This is a genomic window from Pseudomonas sp. MYb193 (genome assembly GCF_002966775.1).
Classification (GTDB): Bacteria; Pseudomonadota; Gammaproteobacteria; order Pseudomonadales; family Pseudomonadaceae; genus Aquipseudomonas; species Aquipseudomonas paracarnis.
The window spans coordinates 2,067,564-2,087,138 of sequence record NZ_CP023269.1; the positions used below are offsets into that span (position 1 = coordinate 2,067,564).

The 19,575-nt window shown below is 61.9% G+C and carries 18 protein-coding genes; 10 read left to right on the forward strand and 8 right to left on the reverse strand.

Annotated elements, in window-relative coordinates:
* Window positions 1–174: 174 nt before the first annotated feature.
* The 5 genes from fabB to CLM72_RS09765 all read right to left on the reverse strand — a co-directional run bounded on the left by fabB (window position 175) and on the right by CLM72_RS09765 (window position 7,121).
* A complete protein-coding gene (gene fabB, locus CLM72_RS09745; RefSeq protein ID WP_105226296.1) occupies window positions 175–1,395 on the reverse strand; it encodes a beta-ketoacyl-ACP synthase I in 1,221 nt (406 codons plus the stop codon).
* Window positions 1,396–1,406: 11 nt separating this feature from the next.
* Complete coding sequence (gene fabA / locus CLM72_RS09750; protein ID WP_003190035.1) at window positions 1,407–1,922, reverse strand: 3-hydroxyacyl-[acyl-carrier-protein] dehydratase FabA; 516 nt, start codon at window positions 1,920–1,922, stop codon at window positions 1,407–1,409.
* 249 nt (window positions 1,923–2,171) lie between these two features.
* Window positions 2,172–4,073, reverse strand: coding sequence for an ATP-binding protein (locus CLM72_RS09755; RefSeq protein WP_054899022.1), 1,902 nt, complete (start codon window positions 4,071–4,073; stop codon window positions 2,172–2,174).
* Entirely contained in the window at window positions 4,070–4,999 is a 930-nt protein-coding gene (locus CLM72_RS09760; RefSeq protein ID WP_105226297.1) for an ABC transporter substrate-binding protein, read from the reverse strand. Before CLM72_RS09760 ends, CLM72_RS09755 begins: the two co-directional genes overlap by 4 nt.
* A 1-nt stretch (window position 5,000) precedes the next feature.
* Window positions 5,001–7,121 carry a TonB-dependent siderophore receptor gene (locus CLM72_RS09765; RefSeq protein ID WP_105226298.1) on the reverse strand — a complete coding sequence of 707 codons (2,121 nt, stop codon included), beginning with the start codon at window positions 7,119–7,121 and terminating at the stop codon, window positions 5,001–5,003.
* A gap of 193 nt (window positions 7,122–7,314) precedes the next feature.
* On the opposite strand from CLM72_RS09765, the gene CLM72_RS09770 reads away from it, so the two are divergent.
* From CLM72_RS09770 to CLM72_RS09810, 9 genes are all read left to right on the forward strand, one after another.
* Entirely contained in the window at window positions 7,315–8,340 is a 1,026-nt protein-coding gene (locus CLM72_RS09770) for an NAD(P)H-dependent glycerol-3-phosphate dehydrogenase (RefSeq protein ID WP_105226299.1), read from the forward strand.
* Window positions 8,341–8,350: 10 nt separating this feature from the next.
* A complete protein-coding gene (locus CLM72_RS09775) occupies window positions 8,351–8,698 on the forward strand; it encodes a DUF4389 domain-containing protein (RefSeq protein WP_105226300.1) in 348 nt (115 codons plus the stop codon).
* Complete coding sequence (sixA, locus tag CLM72_RS09780; RefSeq protein WP_105226301.1) at window positions 8,695–9,144, forward strand: phosphohistidine phosphatase SixA; 450 nt, start codon at window positions 8,695–8,697, stop codon at window positions 9,142–9,144. Before CLM72_RS09775 ends, sixA begins: the two co-directional genes overlap by 4 nt.
* 330 nt (window positions 9,145–9,474) lie before the next feature.
* The gene (locus CLM72_RS09785) at window positions 9,475–11,127 is read left to right on the forward strand and encodes an AMP-binding protein (protein ID WP_105226302.1); all 1,653 of its coding nucleotides are present in this window, start codon (window positions 9,475–9,477) and stop codon (window positions 11,125–11,127) included.
* Window positions 11,128–11,157: 30 nt separating this feature from the next.
* Window positions 11,158–11,601, forward strand: a complete 444-nt coding sequence (locus CLM72_RS09790) for a hotdog fold thioesterase (protein ID WP_014717751.1) — start codon at window positions 11,158–11,160, stop codon at window positions 11,599–11,601.
* Between the two features lie 98 nt (window positions 11,602–11,699).
* Entirely contained in the window at window positions 11,700–12,503 is an 804-nt protein-coding gene (locus CLM72_RS09795) for an alpha/beta fold hydrolase (protein WP_105226303.1), read from the forward strand.
* Window positions 12,500–13,354, forward strand: a complete 855-nt coding sequence (locus CLM72_RS09800; RefSeq protein ID WP_105226304.1) for an alpha/beta hydrolase — start codon at window positions 12,500–12,502, stop codon at window positions 13,352–13,354. Before CLM72_RS09795 ends, CLM72_RS09800 begins: the two co-directional genes overlap by 4 nt.
* 102 nt (window positions 13,355–13,456) lie before the next feature.
* Window positions 13,457–14,275 carry a DUF4892 domain-containing protein gene (locus CLM72_RS09805; protein ID WP_105226305.1) on the forward strand — a complete coding sequence of 273 codons (819 nt, stop codon included), beginning with the start codon at window positions 13,457–13,459 and terminating at the stop codon, window positions 14,273–14,275.
* Window positions 14,276–14,347: 72 nt separating this feature from the next.
* On the forward strand, window positions 14,348–15,412 hold the full coding sequence (locus tag CLM72_RS09810; RefSeq protein WP_105226306.1) for an AI-2E family transporter: 1,065 nt from the start codon (window positions 14,348–14,350) through the stop codon (window positions 15,410–15,412).
* A gap of 156 nt (window positions 15,413–15,568) precedes the next feature.
* Here CLM72_RS09810 and CLM72_RS09815 read toward each other — a convergent pair whose 3' ends face one another.
* Both CLM72_RS09815 and CLM72_RS09820 read right to left on the reverse strand, forming a co-directional pair.
* Complete coding sequence (locus CLM72_RS09815) at window positions 15,569–16,600, reverse strand: HAMP domain-containing sensor histidine kinase (protein ID WP_089042712.1); 1,032 nt, start codon at window positions 16,598–16,600, stop codon at window positions 15,569–15,571.
* Entirely contained in the window at window positions 16,600–17,364 is a 765-nt protein-coding gene (locus CLM72_RS09820; protein ID WP_034127268.1) for a response regulator, read from the reverse strand. Before CLM72_RS09820 ends, CLM72_RS09815 begins: the two co-directional genes overlap by 1 nt.
* A gap of 259 nt (window positions 17,365–17,623) precedes the next feature.
* Between CLM72_RS09820 and pyrF the strand changes: the two genes are divergently transcribed.
* On the forward strand, window positions 17,624–18,322 hold the full coding sequence (gene pyrF / locus CLM72_RS09825) for an orotidine-5'-phosphate decarboxylase (RefSeq protein WP_003190068.1): 699 nt from the start codon (window positions 17,624–17,626) through the stop codon (window positions 18,320–18,322).
* A gap of 122 nt (window positions 18,323–18,444) precedes the next feature.
* Here the strand turns inward: pyrF and CLM72_RS09835 are convergent, their stop codons facing one another.
* Window positions 18,445–19,452 carry an NADP-dependent oxidoreductase gene (locus CLM72_RS09835; protein ID WP_089042713.1) on the reverse strand — a complete coding sequence of 336 codons (1,008 nt, stop codon included), beginning with the start codon at window positions 19,450–19,452 and terminating at the stop codon, window positions 18,445–18,447.
* Window positions 19,453–19,575: the final 123 nt, after the last annotated feature.

The window sequence follows — 19,575 nt, forward strand, 5'->3', positions numbered from 1 at the left end:
GGGGCGGCCCAGCCGCAGGCAAGCCAGCTCCCACACTGGACCGTATTCCTTCAGGATGAACGCGGTCGAATGTGGGAGCTGGCTTGCCTGCGATGAAGGCGACGCGGTTTCAAATCAAAGCGCAAAAAAAGCCCCGAACCAGTCGGGGCTTTTTCGTGTGATCAACCTGCGAGCTTACTTGCCCTGCCAGCGCTTGAGTACCAAGGTGGCATTGGTGCCACCAAAACCAAAGCTGTTGCTCATCACGGTGTCGATCTTGGCGTTTTCAACGGTCTTGGTCAGGATTGGCATATCGGCCACAACCGGATCAATCTCGTCGATGTTGGCCGAGCCGGCCATGAAGTTGCCTTCCATCATCAGCAGGCAATAGATCGCTTCGTGAACGCCAGCGGCGCCCAGGGAGTGACCCGACAGGCTCTTGGTGGAGCTGATCTTCGGAGCCTTGTCGCCAAATACCGCGCGCACGCCTTCCATTTCCTTGGCATCGCCGACCGGGGTCGAAGTGCCGTGGGTGTTCAGGTAGTCGATTGGGGTATCGACGGTGGACATTGCCATCTGCATGCAGCGGATGGCGCCTTCACCGCTTGGCGCAACCATGTCGTAGCCGTCGGACGTCGCGCCGTAGCCGACGATTTCCGCGTAGATCTTCGCGCCACGGGCCAGGGCGTGTTCCAGCTCCTCGACCACCACCATGCCACCACCACCGGCGATGACGAAACCGTCACGCTTGGCGTCGTAGGCACGGGAGGCTTTTTCCGGGGTTTCGTTGTACTGGGTGGACAAGGCACCCATGGCGTCGAACAGGAAAGACTGGCTCCAATGCTCTTCTTCACCGCCGCCGGCAAACACGATGTCCTGCTTGCCCAGTTGGATCTGCTCAACGGCAGTCCCGATGCAGTGGGCGCTGGTGGCGCATGCGGAGGAGATCGAGTAGTTCACGCCCTTGATCTGGAACGGCGTAGCCAGGCAGGCGGAAACGGTGCTGCCCATGGTCCGCGTGACACGGTAAGGGCCGACGCGCTTCACGCCTTTTTCGCGCAGGATGTCCAGCGCTTCCATCTGGTTGAGGGTCGATGCGCCGCCGGAGCCGGCGATCAGGCCGGTGCGTACGTTCGAAACCTGGTCTTCGCTCAGGCCGGAGTCGGCGATCGCGTCTTTCATGGCCAGGTAGGCGTAGGCGGCAGCGTGGCCGACGAAGCGATAGATCTTGCGATCGATCAGTTCTTCGATGGGCAGGTCAATGGAGCCGGAAACCTGGCTACGCAGACCCATTTCGGCATATTCCGGGTTGAAGCGGATGCCAGGGCGACTTGCACGCAGGTTAGCGGTGACGGTCTCTTTGTCATTGCCCAGGCAAGAAACGATGCCCAGACCAGTGATAACGACGCGGCGCATGCGGATAACCCTTAAAAGTTGTCAGTGGAAGTGAATACGCCGACCCGAAGGCCTTCGGCAGTATAGATCTCGCGACCGTCGACAGTCACCGAACCGTCGGCAATGGCCAGGTTCAGCTTGCCCTTGAGGACGCGCTTGATTTGAATGTTGTAGGTGACTTTCTTGGCGCTCGGCAGTACCTGGCCAAAGAACTTCACTTCGCCCGAACCCAGGGCGCGACCGCGGCCCGGCAGGCCTTGCCAGCCCAGGTAGAAGCCGACCAGTTGCCACATGGCGTCAAGGCCCAGGCAACCTGGCATCACAGGGTCGCCTTCGAAGTGGCAAGCGAAGAACCACAGGTCAGGGGTGATATCCAGCTCGGCGACCAATTCACCTTTGCCGTACTTGCCACCCTCTTCGCTGATATGGGTGATGCGATCCACCATCAGCATGTTCGGGGCGGGCAGTTGCGCGTTACCTGGGCCGAACAGCTCACCGCGACTGCAGCGCAGCAGGTCTTCCCGAGTAAAGGCGTTTTGTTTGGTCATGCGAGCTCCTCAATAATCCCATGCGGCAGGGTAGGGCAAATCTTCCCGAACCGAATGAAGCGTTCATGCCTCATAGCGGCAGCCTACACATAGACTATTGCGTTGTAGTGAAAGTCACAGCGGCAAGGCACTGAATGTACACTTGTTCACTGAAATTTTAAACCGGGCCTGTTTATCAGCCCGTTCGGGTGCCTAAGACTGCCGCACTTTCGTCTTTCACGCCAGTCGCAGTTGGCTGATGGCGCGGCGCTATTGCACCCAGCGCTGCAGGATTTGCTGCAAATCCGTGCGTTTGAACGGCTTGGCCAGGTAATCGTTCATTCCGGCTGCCAGGCAGGCTTCGCGATCGCCCTGCAAGGCGTTGGCCGTCAGGGCGATGATGGGCAGATCGGCGCAACCGGGCAGTTGGCGAATCTGCCGTGTGGCTTCGTAGCCGTCGATCAAGGGCAGGCGACAATCCATCAGGATAGCGGTGAAAATCAGGCTCTCGGCGCTGCGGATCGCTTCGGCGCCGTCCGTGGCCAGGCTGACTTCAAAGCCCAGGCTGCGCAGCATCGCTTCGACCACGGTGCGGTTGACCGGGTTGTCCTCTACCAACAGCACATGGCGCCCATCGCCGGCGCTGGCTTTGCCAAGCGCGTCAGGTGCGGTGACCGGCGCATGCTGCTGGTCAATGGCCAGCGGAATCTCCAAGGTGAACACTGAACCTCGACCTTCTTCGCTCTGGGCGCGCAAGGTGCCACCCATACGTTCGGCCAGGGTGCGCGCAATCGGCAGGCCCAGGCCCGTGCCACCGTAACGCCTGGAAATGGAGCTGTCTGCCTGCTGGAATGCATCGAACATCAAATCCAGGCGTTCGGCGGAAATACCGATACCGCTGTCGCGTACGGTGCAGGTGAACCACACCAACTCATGGTCCAGGGTTTGCCAGTGGGGCTCCACGGTCACGCTGCCATGTTCGGTAAATTTCAATGCATTGCCGATCAGGTTCACCAGAATCTGGCGGATCCGCGTCGGGTCGCCGCGCACACGCAGAGCCTCCATGCCCATGGGAATGGGCAGTTCCAGGCTCAGCCCGCGCTGCTGGGCGCTGTGCTGGAAAGCCTGGGCGCAGCTGTTGATCAGATCGGCCAGGTTGAACGGAATATGTTCCAGTTCCAGGGCGGCGCGTTCAATGCGTGAGAAATCGAGGATGTCATTGATCACCTTGAGCAAATGCTCGGTGGACTCGCACGCCAGCGCCGCGTACTCGGTCTGCTCCTCGGTCATCTCCGTGGTTTCCAGCAGTTGCAGCATGCCCAGCACGCCGTTCATGGGCGTGCGCAGTTCGTGGCTCATCATCGCCAGAAAATCCGACTTGGCGTTGTTCGCCCGCTCGGCTTCTTCACGGGTCTGGATCAACTGGGCCATGGCTTGTTGCTGTTCGCGACTGGCCTGTTGAAGGCCCTCGGCCAGGTTGTTGATATGCCGCGAGAGGTCGCCCAATTCCGAGTCATCGACGATGGGCAGTGGCGTCTTGTAATCGCCTTGCTGGATGGCCTTGACCGCGTGCCCCATGGCGCTGATCGGCTGTGACAGGCTGGCCGACAAGCGTCGCGCCAGCAGGAAGGTAAACAGCAGGGCAAACAGCGCCAGTACCCCTGCCTTGAACAGGATTTCCTGCTGGCGCTGGCTGAAGGCGTCGTTGGACATGCCCACAATCACCCGCCCCAGGTAGTCCGCGCGGGGGGCCTTGGGTTCGCTGAGGTTGTCCTGGAAAAAGTCATTGTTGAGCTGGATGTGTTGCAGGCGGATCGGTGCCTGGAACACCTTCACCGACAGCGAACGGTCATGCCGCTCGGACGGCTGCTCCACATACACCAAAATGTTCTCGGCGCTGTCCTGGATCTCCAGGAAGCGCACATGGGGTGTGGCCAAGGTCGCACGCAGCAGGGTTTCAAGCACATCGTTGTTGCCGGAAATCACGCCGTACTCAGTGGCAGGCGCCAGCTGGTTGGCGATCAATTGACCGGTGTGGTCCAGCTCCTGGCGCAAGTCCTGGATGCGCACGAAGGTGAAGAAGGTGATGAGCAGCAGGGTCAACAGCAGCGCAGGGCCCAGGGTAATGAGCTGGGTGCGGGTGTTGATATCCCAACGACGGCGCAAGGTCATGGGCGTTGTTCTCCTTCGGCCAGGCGGGCGGCAACGGCGATTTCATCGACCTGTTCGATGCCCAGTGAGCGCGCGACTTGTGGGTTGCCCACGACTTTGAAGTACTGCGGGTAGAGCGTGCTGGGCCAACTGGCCGGCGGCTGGTCCAGCAGTTGGTCCAGTACCGCGAGCCAGTCGGATTGATCGCTGTAGGTGCTGGCCAGGCTGCCGGCCCGCACAAACCCAGCGTTGGGCCCCACCAACGGCAGTTGTTGGGCGTAGCTGCTCAGCAACAGGTTTTTTACGGTCTTGGGGTTGTACAGCTGCGGGTCGTCGAGGCCCAGTAGCACGTCGCTGTTTTTGAACAGGGTTTGCAGTGGGCGACTGTCGCTGGTGTTGTCCCAGAGCTGGGGCATGATTTCCAGGCCCATGGGTTTGGCGAACTGGATCAGTTCGCGCAGCAGGAACTCGCTATCGACGCCGTACAGCACGCCGACGCGCCGGGCCTGGGGCAGGATATTGGCGATCAGGCGCAACTGACGTTCCAGCGGCGGGTCGCTCCATAGCAGACTGATTTTTGCCGGGTGCAAGTTGCCCAGGCGTTGTCGGGCCTGCAGACGGCTGATGCGCAGCACCAGGGTTGGTGGCCCCTGAGCATCCTGCAGGCGCCAGTCCAGACTCGGCAGGTCAAGGAGAATCAGGCGTGTGCTGGCAGGCAGGTGACTGGGCGCTGGCAACTGCTTGAGTGGCGTGAAGCTCACCTGGTCTTCGGGGCGTTGTTGGGCAAGGGCCTGGGTAAAGGCGCGCACGCCGGTGCTGTCTTCGGCGGCCGTCAGCAGGATGTTTGCGCTCCACGCCGGCGCCGCCAGCAACAGGCACGCGAGCAGCAGGGCGCGGCGCCAAAACCGTGAAGCCAAGAAGAGGGTCATCCGTGACTGGTCGGCCATGTCAGAAGTCCAGCTCGGCGCTGAAGTAGAGAACGTGGCGATGGTCGTAGTTGTTGTCGGCCCAGGTGGTGGGCTGGTTGTCCAGGCGTTGCTGCAACATGCCCGCCAGCTCCACATTGGCTTTGCCTACGGCAATGCGCTTGGCCACCCGCAGGTCGACCCGCTGGAAGCGATATTGGTTGAGTGCGTCGTCGCCATAGTAGAACAAGGCGCTGGACCAACCCTGGCCCCACTCACGCAGCCAACCGGCCGAGCCACTGTTACGCGCGGTTTGCGCTTTGTCCAGCGGGTTGCTGGAGGTGGCGTCTACATAAGCATAGGTCAGGCGCAGGCGGTCGGCGTTACTCACGCGCCAGTCGAACTGCGACTCGGCACCGCTAAAGCGCGAGCTGTTGGCGTTGCTGGCGATGTATTGGTTGTTGCGCAGCGGCGAGCTGATCATGTCGGTGATTTCGTCATAGAACAGCTTCACGTCGACATTCAGCCCCAGCTCGGCAAAGAAGCCGTTGTAGCCTAGCTCGCGCGAGCGCATCAACTCTTTGTCGAGGTTGCCGGGGCCGCGCGTCACGACAAAATATTGACCGGCGTTTTGCCCGTAGGTCGGGGAGCTGAGATTGGTGACGCGGTAGCTCCAATTGACGTTGTTCTCGAACATGTCCGGCGAGCGGATTGCCTCGGAGTACACCGCACGCAAGCCGTGGCGGGGATTGATCAGGTAATTGACCGCCACACGCGGCGTGAGCGAGTTGCCGCTCAGGTGGGTGTCTTCGTACATGGCGCCACCTTGCAGCAGCCAGTGCTCGCTGGCGCGCCATTCCAGGTGGCCGAACAGGCGCCAGGTGGTGTCGTCCAGGGTGCCATTGAAGTAGGTTTCGGAGTCGGCGCGGTCATAGCGGTAATTCATGCCGCTGACCAGGCGCAGGCTGTCGGAGAGGCTGAGCGTGTCCTGGATCTCCACGTCGTAGCGGCTTTCGCGGGTGCTTTGGTCGATATCGCCGCACACGCTTTGGTTGGCACCGTTGCGCCACTGGTCCAGCACCTGGTTGGCCAAGGCCTGTTCGGCGGCGTTACCCGGTGGGGCGGAGCCTTGGCTGTAGGTGTCCATGTGCCGTGCCAGCAATTCGGCATAGTTGGGGTTGAGCTGCCATAGCTGGGTCAGTTCAGGGCTGAACGAGGCCTTGGCGTCACAGGCTTTCCAGATTTGCTTGCGGTCCCATTGCTGTGCCGAGCCCTGGATATACAGGCTGTGGTCGGGGTTGAAGTCGAAGTTCCAGCGCAGGGACCCTGCGTAGTCCTTGGCGGTGACATCAGAATTGGTGCCGCCTTCGGTAATTCCGGCAAACACCGGGGTGTAGGTATAAGGGCGCTGGTTGGTGCCTTCCTTGACGTTCAGTTGCCAATCGAGACTTTGTTGCGCGTTCAAGGCCTGGCTCACCGCCAGGCTGAAACGGTTGAGGCGACGCCCGTCACGGCGGTCGGCGCCGACCGCGTCGCTGTCAAAACCATCGTCCTGTTGCCCGGACAGAGACAAGCGCAAATTGCCGGTCTCCCAGCCCACACCCTGGCTGGCATAGAAGTCATTGATGCCACGCTCACCACGGATGACCTTTACCCGCGAGCCGTGGCTGTTGGCTGGCGAGCGGGTGAGAATATTCACCACCGCCATCAGCGCATTGGCACCGTAGCTGACGGTGTTGGGGCCGCGAAAGACCTCAATGCGCTCGATGTCCTCCATGGCCACCGGGATATCGCTCCAATCCACCGTGGCCAGGCCGGCGCGATAGACCGAGCGACCGTCGATCAGCACCTGCATGCGCCGTGCGTCACTGGCGCTGGTGCCATGGTAATTCACCGACGCCTGGTTGCCGCTGGTGTAGCCGACCATCATCCCCGGGACCAGCCGCAGCAGTTCCGAGATGTCCCGGGCGCCGCTGGCCTTGATCAGCTCACTGTCGATCACCGTCATGCTGCCGGGCACGGCGGCGGCCGATTGCTTGAGGCGCGTGGCGGTCAAGACCTGGGGCAGCGGCTGGCTGTCGAGGAACAGATCGTCGGCCTGCGCGCAGGTAGCACACAACAGCAGCAACAATAATGATGAGCGAGGAGGAGGGCCCAGATACACGGCACGGCCTTGTTAATTGCGGATAGCCGCCCATGTTAACCGAGGTGCGGCTGTTTGCCAGTCGTCGGACTTGCATTTACTTCGCACGCCTCTGGCATTTTCTGACTCGCGCGAATTGATACGGGGGCTGGCCGCAAGCGGGGCGCCCCGTATAATGCCGCCATCGCCACTGGTATGGATTAACGGATTGCATATGACTGAACAGCGCCCTATTGCGGTCCTGGGAGGCGGAAGTTTTGGTACCGCCGTGGCTAACCTGCTGGCCGAGAACGGTCACGCGGTGCGCCAGTGGATGCGCGATCCCGAGCAGGCCGAAGCCATTCGCGTGCATCGCGAAAACCCTCGTTACCTTAAAGGTATCAAGATTCATCCCGCCGTCGAGCCGGTGACCGACCTGCTGGAAACCCTCACGGCCTGCGACCTGTGCTTTGTCGCGCTGCCTTCCAGCGCCTTGCGCTCGGTACTGGCGCCACACGCCGAACGCTTGGCCGGCAAGTTACTGGTCAGCCTGACCAAGGGCATCGAAGCCCATACTTTCAAGTTGATGAGTGAAATCCTCACCGAAATTGCCCCTCAGGCACGCATTGGCGTGCTGTCCGGGCCAAACCTTGCACGGGAAGTCGCCGAGCACGCGTTGACCGCCACCGTGGTCGCCAGTGAAGACGAGGCTTTGTGCGAGCGCGTCCAGGCCGTGCTGCACGGCCGTACCTTCCGGGTCTACGCCAGCGCCGATCGCTTCGGCGTCGAATTGGGCGGGGCCTTGAAAAACGTCTACGCGATCATTGCTGGCATGGCCGTGGCCCTGGGCATGGGCGAAAACACCAAGAGCATGCTGATTACCCGCGCACTGGCCGAGATGACACGTTTTGCGGTGAACCAGGGCGCCAACCCGATGACCTTCCTCGGCCTGGCGGGCGTAGGGGACTTGATCGTCACCTGTTCTTCGCCCAAAAGCCGCAACTACCAGGTCGGGTTCGCCTTGGGCCAAGGGCTGAGCCTGGAGGAAGCGGTGACGCGTCTGGGCGAAGTGGCCGAGGGGGTCAACACCCTCAAGGTCTTGAAGGCCAGGGCCCAGGAAGTGGGCGTGTACATGCCGCTGGTCGCCGGCCTGCATGCGATCCTGTTCGAAGGGCGCACCCTGAACCAGGTCATCGAGTTGCTGATGCGGGCCGAGCCCAAGACCGATGTCGACTTTATTTCCACCAGTGGTTTCAACTGAGGAACGCGTCATGAACGATCCCAAAGCTGCCCCCCCATACGAGTCGATTGGCTTGCGCATCCTGTGGATGCTGGTATTTGTGCTGGTGTGGCAGGTAGCCCAATTCCTGCTCGGTGCGCTGGTGGTGGTGCAATTGATTTACCGGCTGATCTACGGCGCACCGAACCTGGGCCTGATGAACTTTGGCGACAGCCTCAGCCAGTTCCTGGCGCAGATTGGCCGCTTCGGCAGCTTCCACACCGAACAAAAGCCCTGGCCGTTCGCCGATTGGCCAACCCCGCGCGCGCCCGAAGGCGAAGCGGCCCACAGCGTACCGCCGGCACCGCACCCGGTGCGTGATGAAGAGCCGAAGCTATGAAGGTATGGATTCTGCGTCACGGAGAGGCCCAAGCGCATGCGCGCACGGACGCTGAACGCAACCTTACCGAGCATGGGCGTGCTGAAGTATTGCGCAGTGCTACGCACCTGATTGGCCAGCCCTTGGGCGCCATCATTGCCAGCCCTTATGTTAGGGCGCAGCAGACGGCGCAGTTGGTGCGCGATGTGCTGGGGTTTGAGCCTGAGATCTGCACGGTGCCGTGGCTGACGCCCGATGGGGATGTCCAGCGAGTGCTGGAGAAACTCGATACCGATGACAACGTGCTGTTGGTTAGCCACCAACCGCTGGTGGGCAGCCTGATCAGTTTTCTGCAGCATGGGCACCAGCGCCAGCCACAGCCGATGTACACGGCCAGTTTGGCGGAGCTTGAGGGTGATTTTCCGTTGGCGGGGTTGATGAGTTTGGTGGATGTGAAGAATCCCTAGGCACCGTGCGACGCTGTGGCGAGGGAGCTTGCTCCCGCGACGGCCTGCCAGCCGACACCTATCTCGCTGACACCCGCGATCCAATTGTGGGAGCTGGCTTGCCTGCGATGACGACATCCCTGCCGGTTTACCCCCCACTCCCTGTCGAATTACGGCCAGCGTGGTTTGATGGGGCGCCTAAGATCAAAAGCAGATCAAGATCAAGAGCAGATCAAGAGCGTCTCGCTTCGCATCGTGGTTAGCGGCAGGCCGTTTCCTTCGTCTGTGCTATATAGTCAACCAAGCAAGTGCTTGGTTGGCTGTATCTCGGATCACAAAGGAGCGCGTCCCATGCCTGTCGCTTTTCGTTTGCCGTTGCAGGTCTTCTTCGAGCGTGAAGCGCGGCACCCGCGCAAAGTCTTCCTCGTTCAGCCCATCGGCGGCGGTGAGGTGCAGGCCCTCACCTGGGGCGAGGTCGGCCACCAGGCTCGTTGTGCCGCGCACTGGCTGCGTGCGCGGGAGTTGCCCCAGGGCTCGCACATTGCGCTGATTTCAAAAAACTGCGCCCACTGGATCATCGCCGACCTGGCGATCTGGATGGCCGGGCATGTGTCGGTGCCGCTTTATCCCAACCTCACCGCGGACTCAGTCGCCCATGTGCTGACTCACTCGCAGGCGCGGTTGGCGCTGATCGGTAAGCTTGATGATTGGCCGGCGATGGCGCCTGGCGTTCCTGCGGATGTGCCGACTGTCAGCCTGCCGCTGTGCCCCCCTGAAGGGACTTTCGATTTCACTTGGGCGGACCTGCAAGCCTGTTCACCGATCCAGGACAACCCGCTACCGGATGCCGCCGGCCTGGCCACTATCATCTACACCTCCGGTACGACCGGCCTGCCTAAAGGGGTGATGCACAGTTTCGGCGCCTTGGGGTTTGCTGCTTCGGGCGGTACCGAGTTGTTCGGCCTCGGGGAGGATGATCGGTTGCTGTCGTACCTGCCGCTATGCCATGTGGCGGAGAGGATGTTTGTAGAAATGGCGTCGATCTATACCGGGCAAACCGTTTTTTTCGCCGAGAGCCTGGAAACCTTCCTCACCGATCTGCGCAGGGCGCGGCCGACGGCCTTGTTTGGCGTGCCGCGCATCTGGACCAAATTCCAACTGGGCGTCTACGCCAAAATCCCGGAAAAACGCCTCGATACTCTGTTACGCCTGCCTTTCATCGGCAAACGCGTCGGCCATAAAATTCTCGCCGGCCTGGGGCTGGATGCGCTGCGCATCGCCCTGTCCGGCGCCGCGCCGGTGCCCGAGGCGTTGCTGCGTTGGTATCAGCGCCTGGGCCTGGATGTGCTGGAGGTGTACGGCATGACCGAAAACTGCGGCTATTCCCATGTGTGTCGCCCAGGTGGGCAAACGCTCGGTTGGATCGGCCAGCCCTGCCCAGGCGTGCAAGTGCGTATCGACCCGTCAGGCGAAGTGCAGGTACGCAGTGGCGCGACCATGTTGGGCTACTTCAAGGACCCGCAGAAAACCGCAGATACGCTCACTGCAGATGGCTTCCTGCGTACGGGTGACAAGGGCGAGCAGGACGCGGACGGTCGCCTGCGCCTGACCGGACGTCTCAAGGAAATTTTCAAGACCAGCAAAGGCAAATACGTGGCCCCGGCGCCGATTGAAAACCGCCTGGCCGAACATGCACGTATTGAACAGGTGTGTGTGGTCGGCGAGGGGCTCAGCGCGCCGATCGGGCTGTGCGTGTTGTCGGCACCCGGCGAGGACCGCCAAGCTCTCGGCAGCGGCCTTGAGCGCTGGCTGGCACAGGTGAACGCGGGCCTGGACAAGCATGAACGCATGGGGCACTTGGTGGTGGTGAAAGACCACTGGGCGGTGGAAAATGGTTTTCTCACGCCGACCTTGAAGATCAAACGCAACGTGATCGAGTCGACGTACGGGCCACAATTGCAAGCATGGAGCGCGCGCGCCGAAACCGTTCTGTGGCAGGATTAGGGTCGTAATAAAACCAACAAGGACAACCGTATGAGCCTGTGGCGTACCCAACCGAATATCGAACACCTCAACGCGATCCAGAAAAACACCATCGGTGAAATGCTGGATATTCGTTTCGAAAGCTTCGACGACGAATCCCTTACCGCCAGTATGGTGGTCGACCACCGCACCCATCAGCCCTACGGCCTGCTGCACGGCGGCGCCTCGGTGGTGCTGGCCGAAAGTGTCGGCTCCATGGCCGCCTACTTGTGCATTGATGCAAGCAAGTTCTATTGCGTGGGCCTGGAGGTCAACGCCAACCACCTTCGCGGCGTGCGCAGCGGCCGGGTAACTGCGGTGGCCAAGGCTATTCATATCGGGCGTACCACCCAGGTGTGGGACATCCGCCTGAGCAGCGACGAGGGCAAGGCCAGTTGTGTCTCGCGCCTGACCATGGCCGTGGTGCCGCTGGGTGAACAACCGCCGGCGCGATAGCGCGTGGCGTGAGTGTCATCATTCCTGGCAGTTACAGTCATTGCTGTAGGGGCCGGGCATGGTGACAATCCCCCTCTGTTTTTGTTGATGGAACCTGTATGTCGCAGCACGTGTTTTTTACCCACGCCAATGGCTTCCCTTCGGCCACCTACGGCAAGCTGTTTGCCGCCCTGGCCCCGGAATATGCGGTGGCCCATCTGCCACAGCACGGTCACGACCCCAGGTTCCCGGTGGATGATAACTGGCAGAACCTGGTGGACGAGCTGATCCATCATCTGGAGCAGCAGCCAGAGCCTGTATGGGGCGTGGGCCATTCCCTGGGTGGCGTGCTGCATTTACACGCGGCCATGCGCTGCCCGCAGCTGTACCGGGGCGTGGTGATGCTGGATTCGCCGGTGCTCACCCGCGCAGACCGCTGGGTGATCCGCGCTGCCAAGCGCTTTGGTTTTATCGACCGCCTCACCCCGGCTGGGCGCACGCTTGGCCGGCGCGAAGAATTCACCGACCTGGACACCGCGCGCAGCTATTTCGCCGGCAAGACCCTGTTCCGTGGCTTTGATCCCGATTGCTTTGACGCGTACCTGCAACATGGCCTGCAGCAAGTGGGCGACTGCCTGCGCCTGCGGTTCGACCCTGCCACCGAAATCAGCATCTATCGCGGCGTGCCCCACACCAGCCCGGGCCAGGTGCGCCAGTTGAAGGTGCCGCTGGCCGTGGTGCGTGGCCGCCAGAGCCGGGTGGTGATGCGTCACCATGCCAGCGGTGTCGACCGCTTGCCCATGGGCGAAATGCTCACCATGCCCGGCGGCCATATGTTTCCCCTCGAACGCCCTCAGGACACTGCTGCCTTGATCAAGACCCTGTTCGCCCGCTGGCAGGCCCGTGAGCGCAGTTGCGCATGAGTACGCCCGTCGAAGAGGTACGCCTGAGCCTGCCGCACATCGAACTGGCCGCGCATCTGTTCGGGCCCGAGGACGGCCTGCCGGTAATTGCCCTCCATGGTTGGCTGGACAACGCCAACAGCTTTGCGCGCCTGGCGCCCAGGCTGCGAGGGTTGCGCATCGTCGCTCTGGACATGGCGGGGCATGGGCACTCGGCGCACCGCCCGGCTGGCGCCGGTTATGCCTTGTGGGATTACGTCTACGACGTGCTGCAGGTGGCTGAGCAACTGGGCTGGAAACGTTTTGCATTACTTGGCCACTCCCTGGGCGCCATCGTCTCTCTGGTAGTGGCCGGGGCCTTGCCGGAGCGGGTGACACACCTGGGCCTGATTGACGGCGTGATCCCACCGACCGCCAGCGGCGAGAACGCGGCCGAGCGCCTGGGCATGGCGTTGCAGGCGCAATTGAGCCTGCAGGACAAGCGCAAGCCGGTCTACAACAGCCTTGATCGAGCGGTCGAGGCGCGGATGAAAGACGTGGTGGCGGTCAGCCGTGAAGCGGCGCAGCTCCTGGCCCAGCGCGGTTTGATGCCCGTACCGGGCGGTTACACCTGGCGCAGCGATAGCCGCCTGACCCTGGCGTCGCCGATGCGCCTGACCGACGAACAAGCCATGGCCTTCGTGCGAAGGGTAGGGTGCCCTACCCAGTTGGTGGTCGCGGCTGACGGCATGCTGGCGAAACATTCCGAATTGCTTTCTCAGCTACCCTTCACGGTTACCACGCTGCCAGGCGGCCATCATTTACACCTGAATGACGAGCCCGGTGCGGCTCTTGTTGCAGACTGTTTCAATCGGTTCTTCTCCACGCCTTGACTTGGCGGGGTCAACTGCCGAGGCTGGGCGGATTGAAAGGGAGTCAACCATGAACACACTCGATATCGCTGTGACCAACATTGGCCAGGGCTCACTGATCCGATGAGCCTGGGTAAAGGACGTATCCGTGCCCTTGGCCTTTGCTGTTTCAGCCCCCTGGTATTTGCCGCCGATCTGCCCGGCAGCCAGGATCTACCGGCGGTAGCCCGCCAGGTTGATGCGCAAATCGTCGATTACCGCCCCGCTGAAGACAAGGAACGCATCTACCCCATGGGCGCGATCCGCAAGATCAGCGGCCAGTTGCGTTATGAAGGCCAGGCCATCGCACGCGGCCCAGCCACTGCAATCACCTATGAATTGCCCGCCGAACACAGCTCCAGCGCCGCCTTTACCGCAACGCGCGAAGCCTTGCAGGCCAAGGGTGCGCAGTTGTTGTTCTGGTGCAAGGCCCGCGATTGTGGCGAAAGCAGCCTGTGGGCCAACGAAGTGTTTGGCAACGCCAAGCTGGTGGGCGCTGACGGCCAACAGGAATACCTGCTGCTACGCCTGGCCGCCCCGCAGGACAATTCCCTGATCGCGTTGTACGGCATCACCCGTGGTAACCGCCGCGCCTACCTGCATGTGGAGCAACTCGACGCCAGCGCGCCCTTGGGCGAGCTGCTGCCCACCTCGGCCACCCTGCTGCGTGAACTCAAAAGCACCGGCGAGCTGGATTTTCCCGCGCTGGTTGCCAAGCCGGATGACACCTGGCTGACCTTGATATCCCGAGCCTTGAACCTCGACACCACCCTGCGCGTGAGCCTGAGCGGGCCGCAGGCCGAGGCCTGGCGCCAGGCGCTGGTGGAGAAGGGCGTGCGCACCGCCCGTCTGGAAACCGGCACCGGTGAAACCCAAGGGCTGCATCTGCATCTGATACGCTAAGCACCACAGGGCGAACGGACCCGCGCCGTTCGCCTAAGCTCTCTTTCTACAGCCTTCTTTTCGAGATACCCGATGCTCAATAACGATCGCCTGCTGGTGCAAATCCTGCTGCTGGTGCTGTTTGGTGCCAGCTTCTGGGTCATGGCGCCGTTCTGGTCGGCGCTGTTCTGGGGCGCGGTGCTGGCATTTGCCAGCTGGCCGCTGATGCGTTTGCTCACCCGTTGGCTCGGCGGCCGAGAATCCCTGGCCGCTGGCATCCTGACGTTGGGCTGGATGTTGCTGGTGGCGGTGCCATTGGTATGGCTGGGGTTCAACCTGGCTGACCATGTGCGTGATGCGGTGGCGCTGATCAAGGACATCCAGGTCGACGGCTTGCCCGAGGCGCCGACCTGGTTGGGGTCGATCCCCTTCGTAGGCGAGCGCCTGGTGGCGACCTGGGACAGCATTGATCAACAAGGCGCGGCGCTGATGGTGAGCATCAAGCCGTACCTGGGTCAGGTCGGCAATTGGTTGTTGGCGCGCAGTGCGCAAATTGGCGGCGGCATTCTTGAGCTGACCCTGAGCCTGGTCTTCGTGTTCTTTTTCTACCGTGACGGGCCGCGCCTGGCGATGTTTGTGCACCGCCTGTTGGAGCGCCTGATTGGCGAGCGCGCTGGCTATTACATCGAACTGGTGGCCGGCACGGTGCAGCGGGTGGTCAATGGTGTGATCGGCACCGCTGCGGCCCAGGCGCTGCTGGCGCTGATCGGCTTTCTAATCGCTGGCGTACCGGGCGCGCTGGTGCTGGGTATCGTGACTTTCCTGCTCAGCCTTATTCCCATGGGGCCGCCGCTGGTGTGGATTCCGGCCACGGCGTGGCTGGTGTGGAAGGGCGATTACACCTACGCGGTATTCCTGGGCGTGTGGGGCACGTTCGTGATCAGCGGCGTGGATAACGTGCTCAAGCCGTACCTGATCAGCCGTGGCGGCAACCTGCCGTTGGTGATTGTGCTGTTGGGTGTGTTTGGTGGGTTGATAGCGTTCGGCTTTATCGGCCTGTTTATTGGCCCGACGTTGCTGGCGGTGGCCTACAGCCTGTTGACAGACTGGAGCGCGAGCCAGGCGCAAGTGCGTCGTGAAGACAAACCCTGTAACTGATGGGTGTACCTAACTGTGGTGCGCCGCAGTACTTGTGGGAGCTGGCTTGCCTGCGATAGCGGTGGGCCAGCCAACACTTCATCGACTGACACTGCGCAATCGCAGGCAAGCCAGCTCCCACATTTGGATCGCGGCGCGTCAGGTAAATGGGAGTGCTTAAACCCTCGGCAACCACATCACCGCCGTCAACCCACCGCCCGGTGTATCTTCCAGGCTCAGGTGGCCGCCGAGTCGCTCGACGGCTTCCCTGGCAATGGTCATCCCCAAACCGACCCCTCCGGAATTGCGGTTGCGCGATCCCTCCAGGCGAAAGAACGGCTCGAACACCGCTTCGCGCTTATCGGCGGCGATTCCCGGGCCGTGGTCGATCACCCGTATCACCAGGGCGCCACGGCTGTCAGCCAGTTCTACCCGGGCGGTGCCGGCATAGCGCAGGGCGTTGTCGATCAAATTGTTCAGGCATGAACGCAGGGCCATCGGCTGTACCTGCAACGGTGTACAGGTGCCGGAAAATTTCACGTCGCGGCCTTGGTCCTGAGCGTTTTCACTCAGGGATTCCACCAATGCCTGTACGTCGAGCCAATGCCGCGTCTCGCTGGTGCGCTGTTCGTGCAGGTAGCTCAAGGTGGCATCCAGCATGCCGATCATGTCGTCCAGATCCTGGCGCATCTGGCCTTGCAACTTGGGGTCTTCGATCTGTTCCAGGCGCAGCTTGAGGCGCGAGAGTGGGGTGCGCAGGTCATGGGAGACCGCGCCGAGCATGCGGGCGCGCTGGCTGACTTGTTCGCGGATGCGCTTTTGCATCAGGTTGAAGGTCGAGGCCGCCTGGCGTGCTTCGCGAGGCCCGGATTCCACCAGGGGCGGGCTGTCGAGGTCGACGCTCAAGCGCTCGGCCGCCGCGCTCAGGCGCTGGATCGGCCGGCTCAGCAGTTTGGCGCCGTACCAGGCGGCGATGATCAGCGAGATAAATTGAAATGTCAGGGGCACCACCGGGCCGCCAAACCAGGGGCGAGGCGCCTTGCGCAAGGGCGTGAGACTGCCGTCCGGTTGTTCGACGAACGCCGCGCGGGGCGGTGGCGGTGGGCCGTAGTGGTGGAACCAGAAGAACGCCAGCACATGGGCCAGCACAATCGCCACCAGCAACAGGCCGAACAGTCGCCCGAACAGCGTATTGAAGGGGGCGCGCATCAACCGATATCCCGGGCGTCGAACAGGTAGCCTTCGCCGCGTACGGTCTTGATCAGTTGCGGAGCCTTGGGGTCATCCCCCAGTTTCTGACGCAGGCGCGACACCAGCAAGTCGATGCTGCGATCAAAGGCCTCGATAGAGCGCCCGCGGGCCGCGTCCAACAGCTGTTCGCGGCTCAGCACACGGCGCGGGCGTTCTATGAACACCCACAACAAACGAAACTCGGCGTTGGACAGCGGCACCACCAGGCCATCATCGGCCACCAACTGGCGCAGCACGCTGTTCAGGCGCCAATTGTCGAAACGGATATTGGCCCGCTGTTCGGTGCGGTCATCACGCACCCGGCGCAAGATTGTCTGGATACGCGCGACCAGTTCCCGGGGTTCGAACGGCTTGGACATATAATCGTCTGCCCCCAGTTCCAGGCCGATGATGCGGTCGGTGGGTTCGCAGCGGGCGGTGAGCATCAGGATCGGAATGTCCGACTCGGCGCGCAGCCAGCGGCACAATGTCAGCCCGTCTTCGCCCGGCAGCATCAGGTCGAGCACCACCACATCGAAGGTCTCCGCTTGCATGGCTTGGCGCATGGCGGTGCCGTCGGTGACGCCTGAGGCGAGAATATTGAAGCGTGCCAGGTAGTCGATCAGCAGTTCGCGGATCGGCACGTCGTCGTCGACAATCAGCGCGCGGGTGTTCCAGCGCTTGTCTTCGGCGATCACCGCGTCTTTTGGCGCTTCGTTTACAGGGTCGCAAGGGGTATGCATAGCGAGGTCATCTGCCTGGTTGTGGCTGTCAGCATAGGCGCCCAGTTCCAGGGCTGGAAGTGCTGGGCGGGCGGTCATGTGCGCGAGGCTAGCCGGACGGCGTATTGAGGGCATGTCGTGAATGTATCGGCGCTGAAACAATCACCCTGAATCGCCTATATTGGGCGCTTGATCGGTATTTACCGATCATCGGATCCCGCAACGGCGCTGCTTGCGCTACAATCCGCGCCGATTTCGACTTGCCTGAGAGCCCATTCCAATGTCCGTCTGCCAGACTCCTATCATCGTCGCCCTGGATTACCCCACCCGTGACGCCGCACTGAAGCTGGCTGACCAGTTGGACCCCAAGCTTTGCCGGGTCAAAGTCGGCAAGGAACTGTTCACCAGTTGCGCGGCGGAAATCGTCGGCACCCTGCGTGACAAAGGCTTCGAAGTGTTCCTGGATCTGAAATTCCATGACATCCCCAACACCACGGCGATGGCCGTCAAAGCCGCGGCCGAGATGGGCGTGTGGATGGTCAATGTGCACTGCTCCGGTGGCCTGCGCATGATGAGCGCCTGCCGCGAAGTGCTGGAACAGCGCAGCGGCCCAAAACCGTTGTTGATCGGTGTAACCGTGCTCACCAGCATGGAGCGCGAGGACCTGGCGGGCATTGGCCTGGATATCGAGCCGCAGGTTCAGGTGTTGCGCCTGGCAGCCCTGGCGCAGAAAGCCGGCCTCGACGGCCTGGTGTGCTCAGCCCTGGAAGCCCAGGCCCTGAAGAACGCTCACCCCTCGCTGCAACTGGTGACACCGGGTATCCGTCCTACCGGCAGCGCCCAGGATGACCAGCGCCGCATCCTGACCCCACGCCAGGCCCTGGATGCGGGCTCTGACTATCTGGTGATTGGCCGTCCGATCAGCCAGGCAGCGGATCCTGCCAAGGCGTTGGCAGCGGTCGTCGCCGAGATCGCCTGATTTTTAGAGCGGCAAAAATGTGGGAGCTGGCTTGCCTGCGATAGTATCAACTCGGTATCACTTAGAGACCGAGTTGCTTGCATCGCAGGCAAGCCAGCTCCCACATCTGTTTTTGTGGTGTGTCAGCTGACTTTGAGCACCAACTTCCCGAAGTTCTCGCCATTGAACAGCTTCATCAGCGTTTCCGGGAATGTCTCCAGCCCTTCGACAATATCTTCCTTGCTCTTGAGCTTGCCCTGGGCCATCCAGCCGGCCATTTCCTGGCCCGCCGCCGCGAAGTTCGCCGCGTGGTCCATCACCACAAAGCCTTCCATGCGCGCACGATTGACCAGCAATGACAGGTAGTTGGCCGGGCCTTTGACCGCTTCCTTGTTGTTGTACTGGCTGATTGCGCCGCAAATTACCACGCGGGCTTTGAGCGCCAGGCGACTGAGCACGGCGTCGAGAATATCGCCGCCGACGTTATCGAAATACACGTCCACGCCTTTGGGGCACTCGCGCTTGAGGGCGGCGGGCACGTCTTCAGTTTTGTAGTCGATAGCGGCGTCGAAGCCCAGCTCATCCACCAGGAACTTGCACTTTTCGGCGCCACCGGCGATCCCCACCACGCGACAGCCTTTGAGCTTGGCGATCTGCCCGGCGATGCTACCCACGGCACCGGCAGCACCGGAGATCACCACGGTGTCACCGGTTTTCGGGGCGCCGGTCTCCAGCAGGGCAAAGTACGCCGTCATGCCGGTCATGCCCAGGGCGGACAGGTAGCGGGGCAGGGGCGCTAGCTTGGGGTCCACTTTATAGAAACCACGGGGCTCGCCAAGGAAGTAATCCTGCACGCCCAGTGCACCGTTCACGTAGTCCCCCACCGCGAAGTTCGGATGCTTCGAGGCAATCACCTTGCCTACGCCCAGGGCGCGCATCACTTCGCCGATGCCTACTGGTGGGATGTAGGACTTGCCTTCATTCATCCAGCCACGCATGGCCGGGTCGAGGGACAGGTATTCATTGCGCACCAGCACCTGGCCGTCCTGGGGTTCGCCCACCGGCACTTCCTGGTAAGTGAAGGTCTCGCGCGTGGCGGCACCGACCGGGCGTTTGGCGAGCAGAAATTGGCGGTTGGTCTGGGCGGTCATGGCAAGGACTCTTTAGAAATGGAACATGAGTGATAGACCCTCAGTGGCAGAAGGGCAAGGGTGTGCAAAGCAGGCGAATGCCCGGCAATAGGCCTCGCTGATAATCAGCCGGGCGGCTTTATC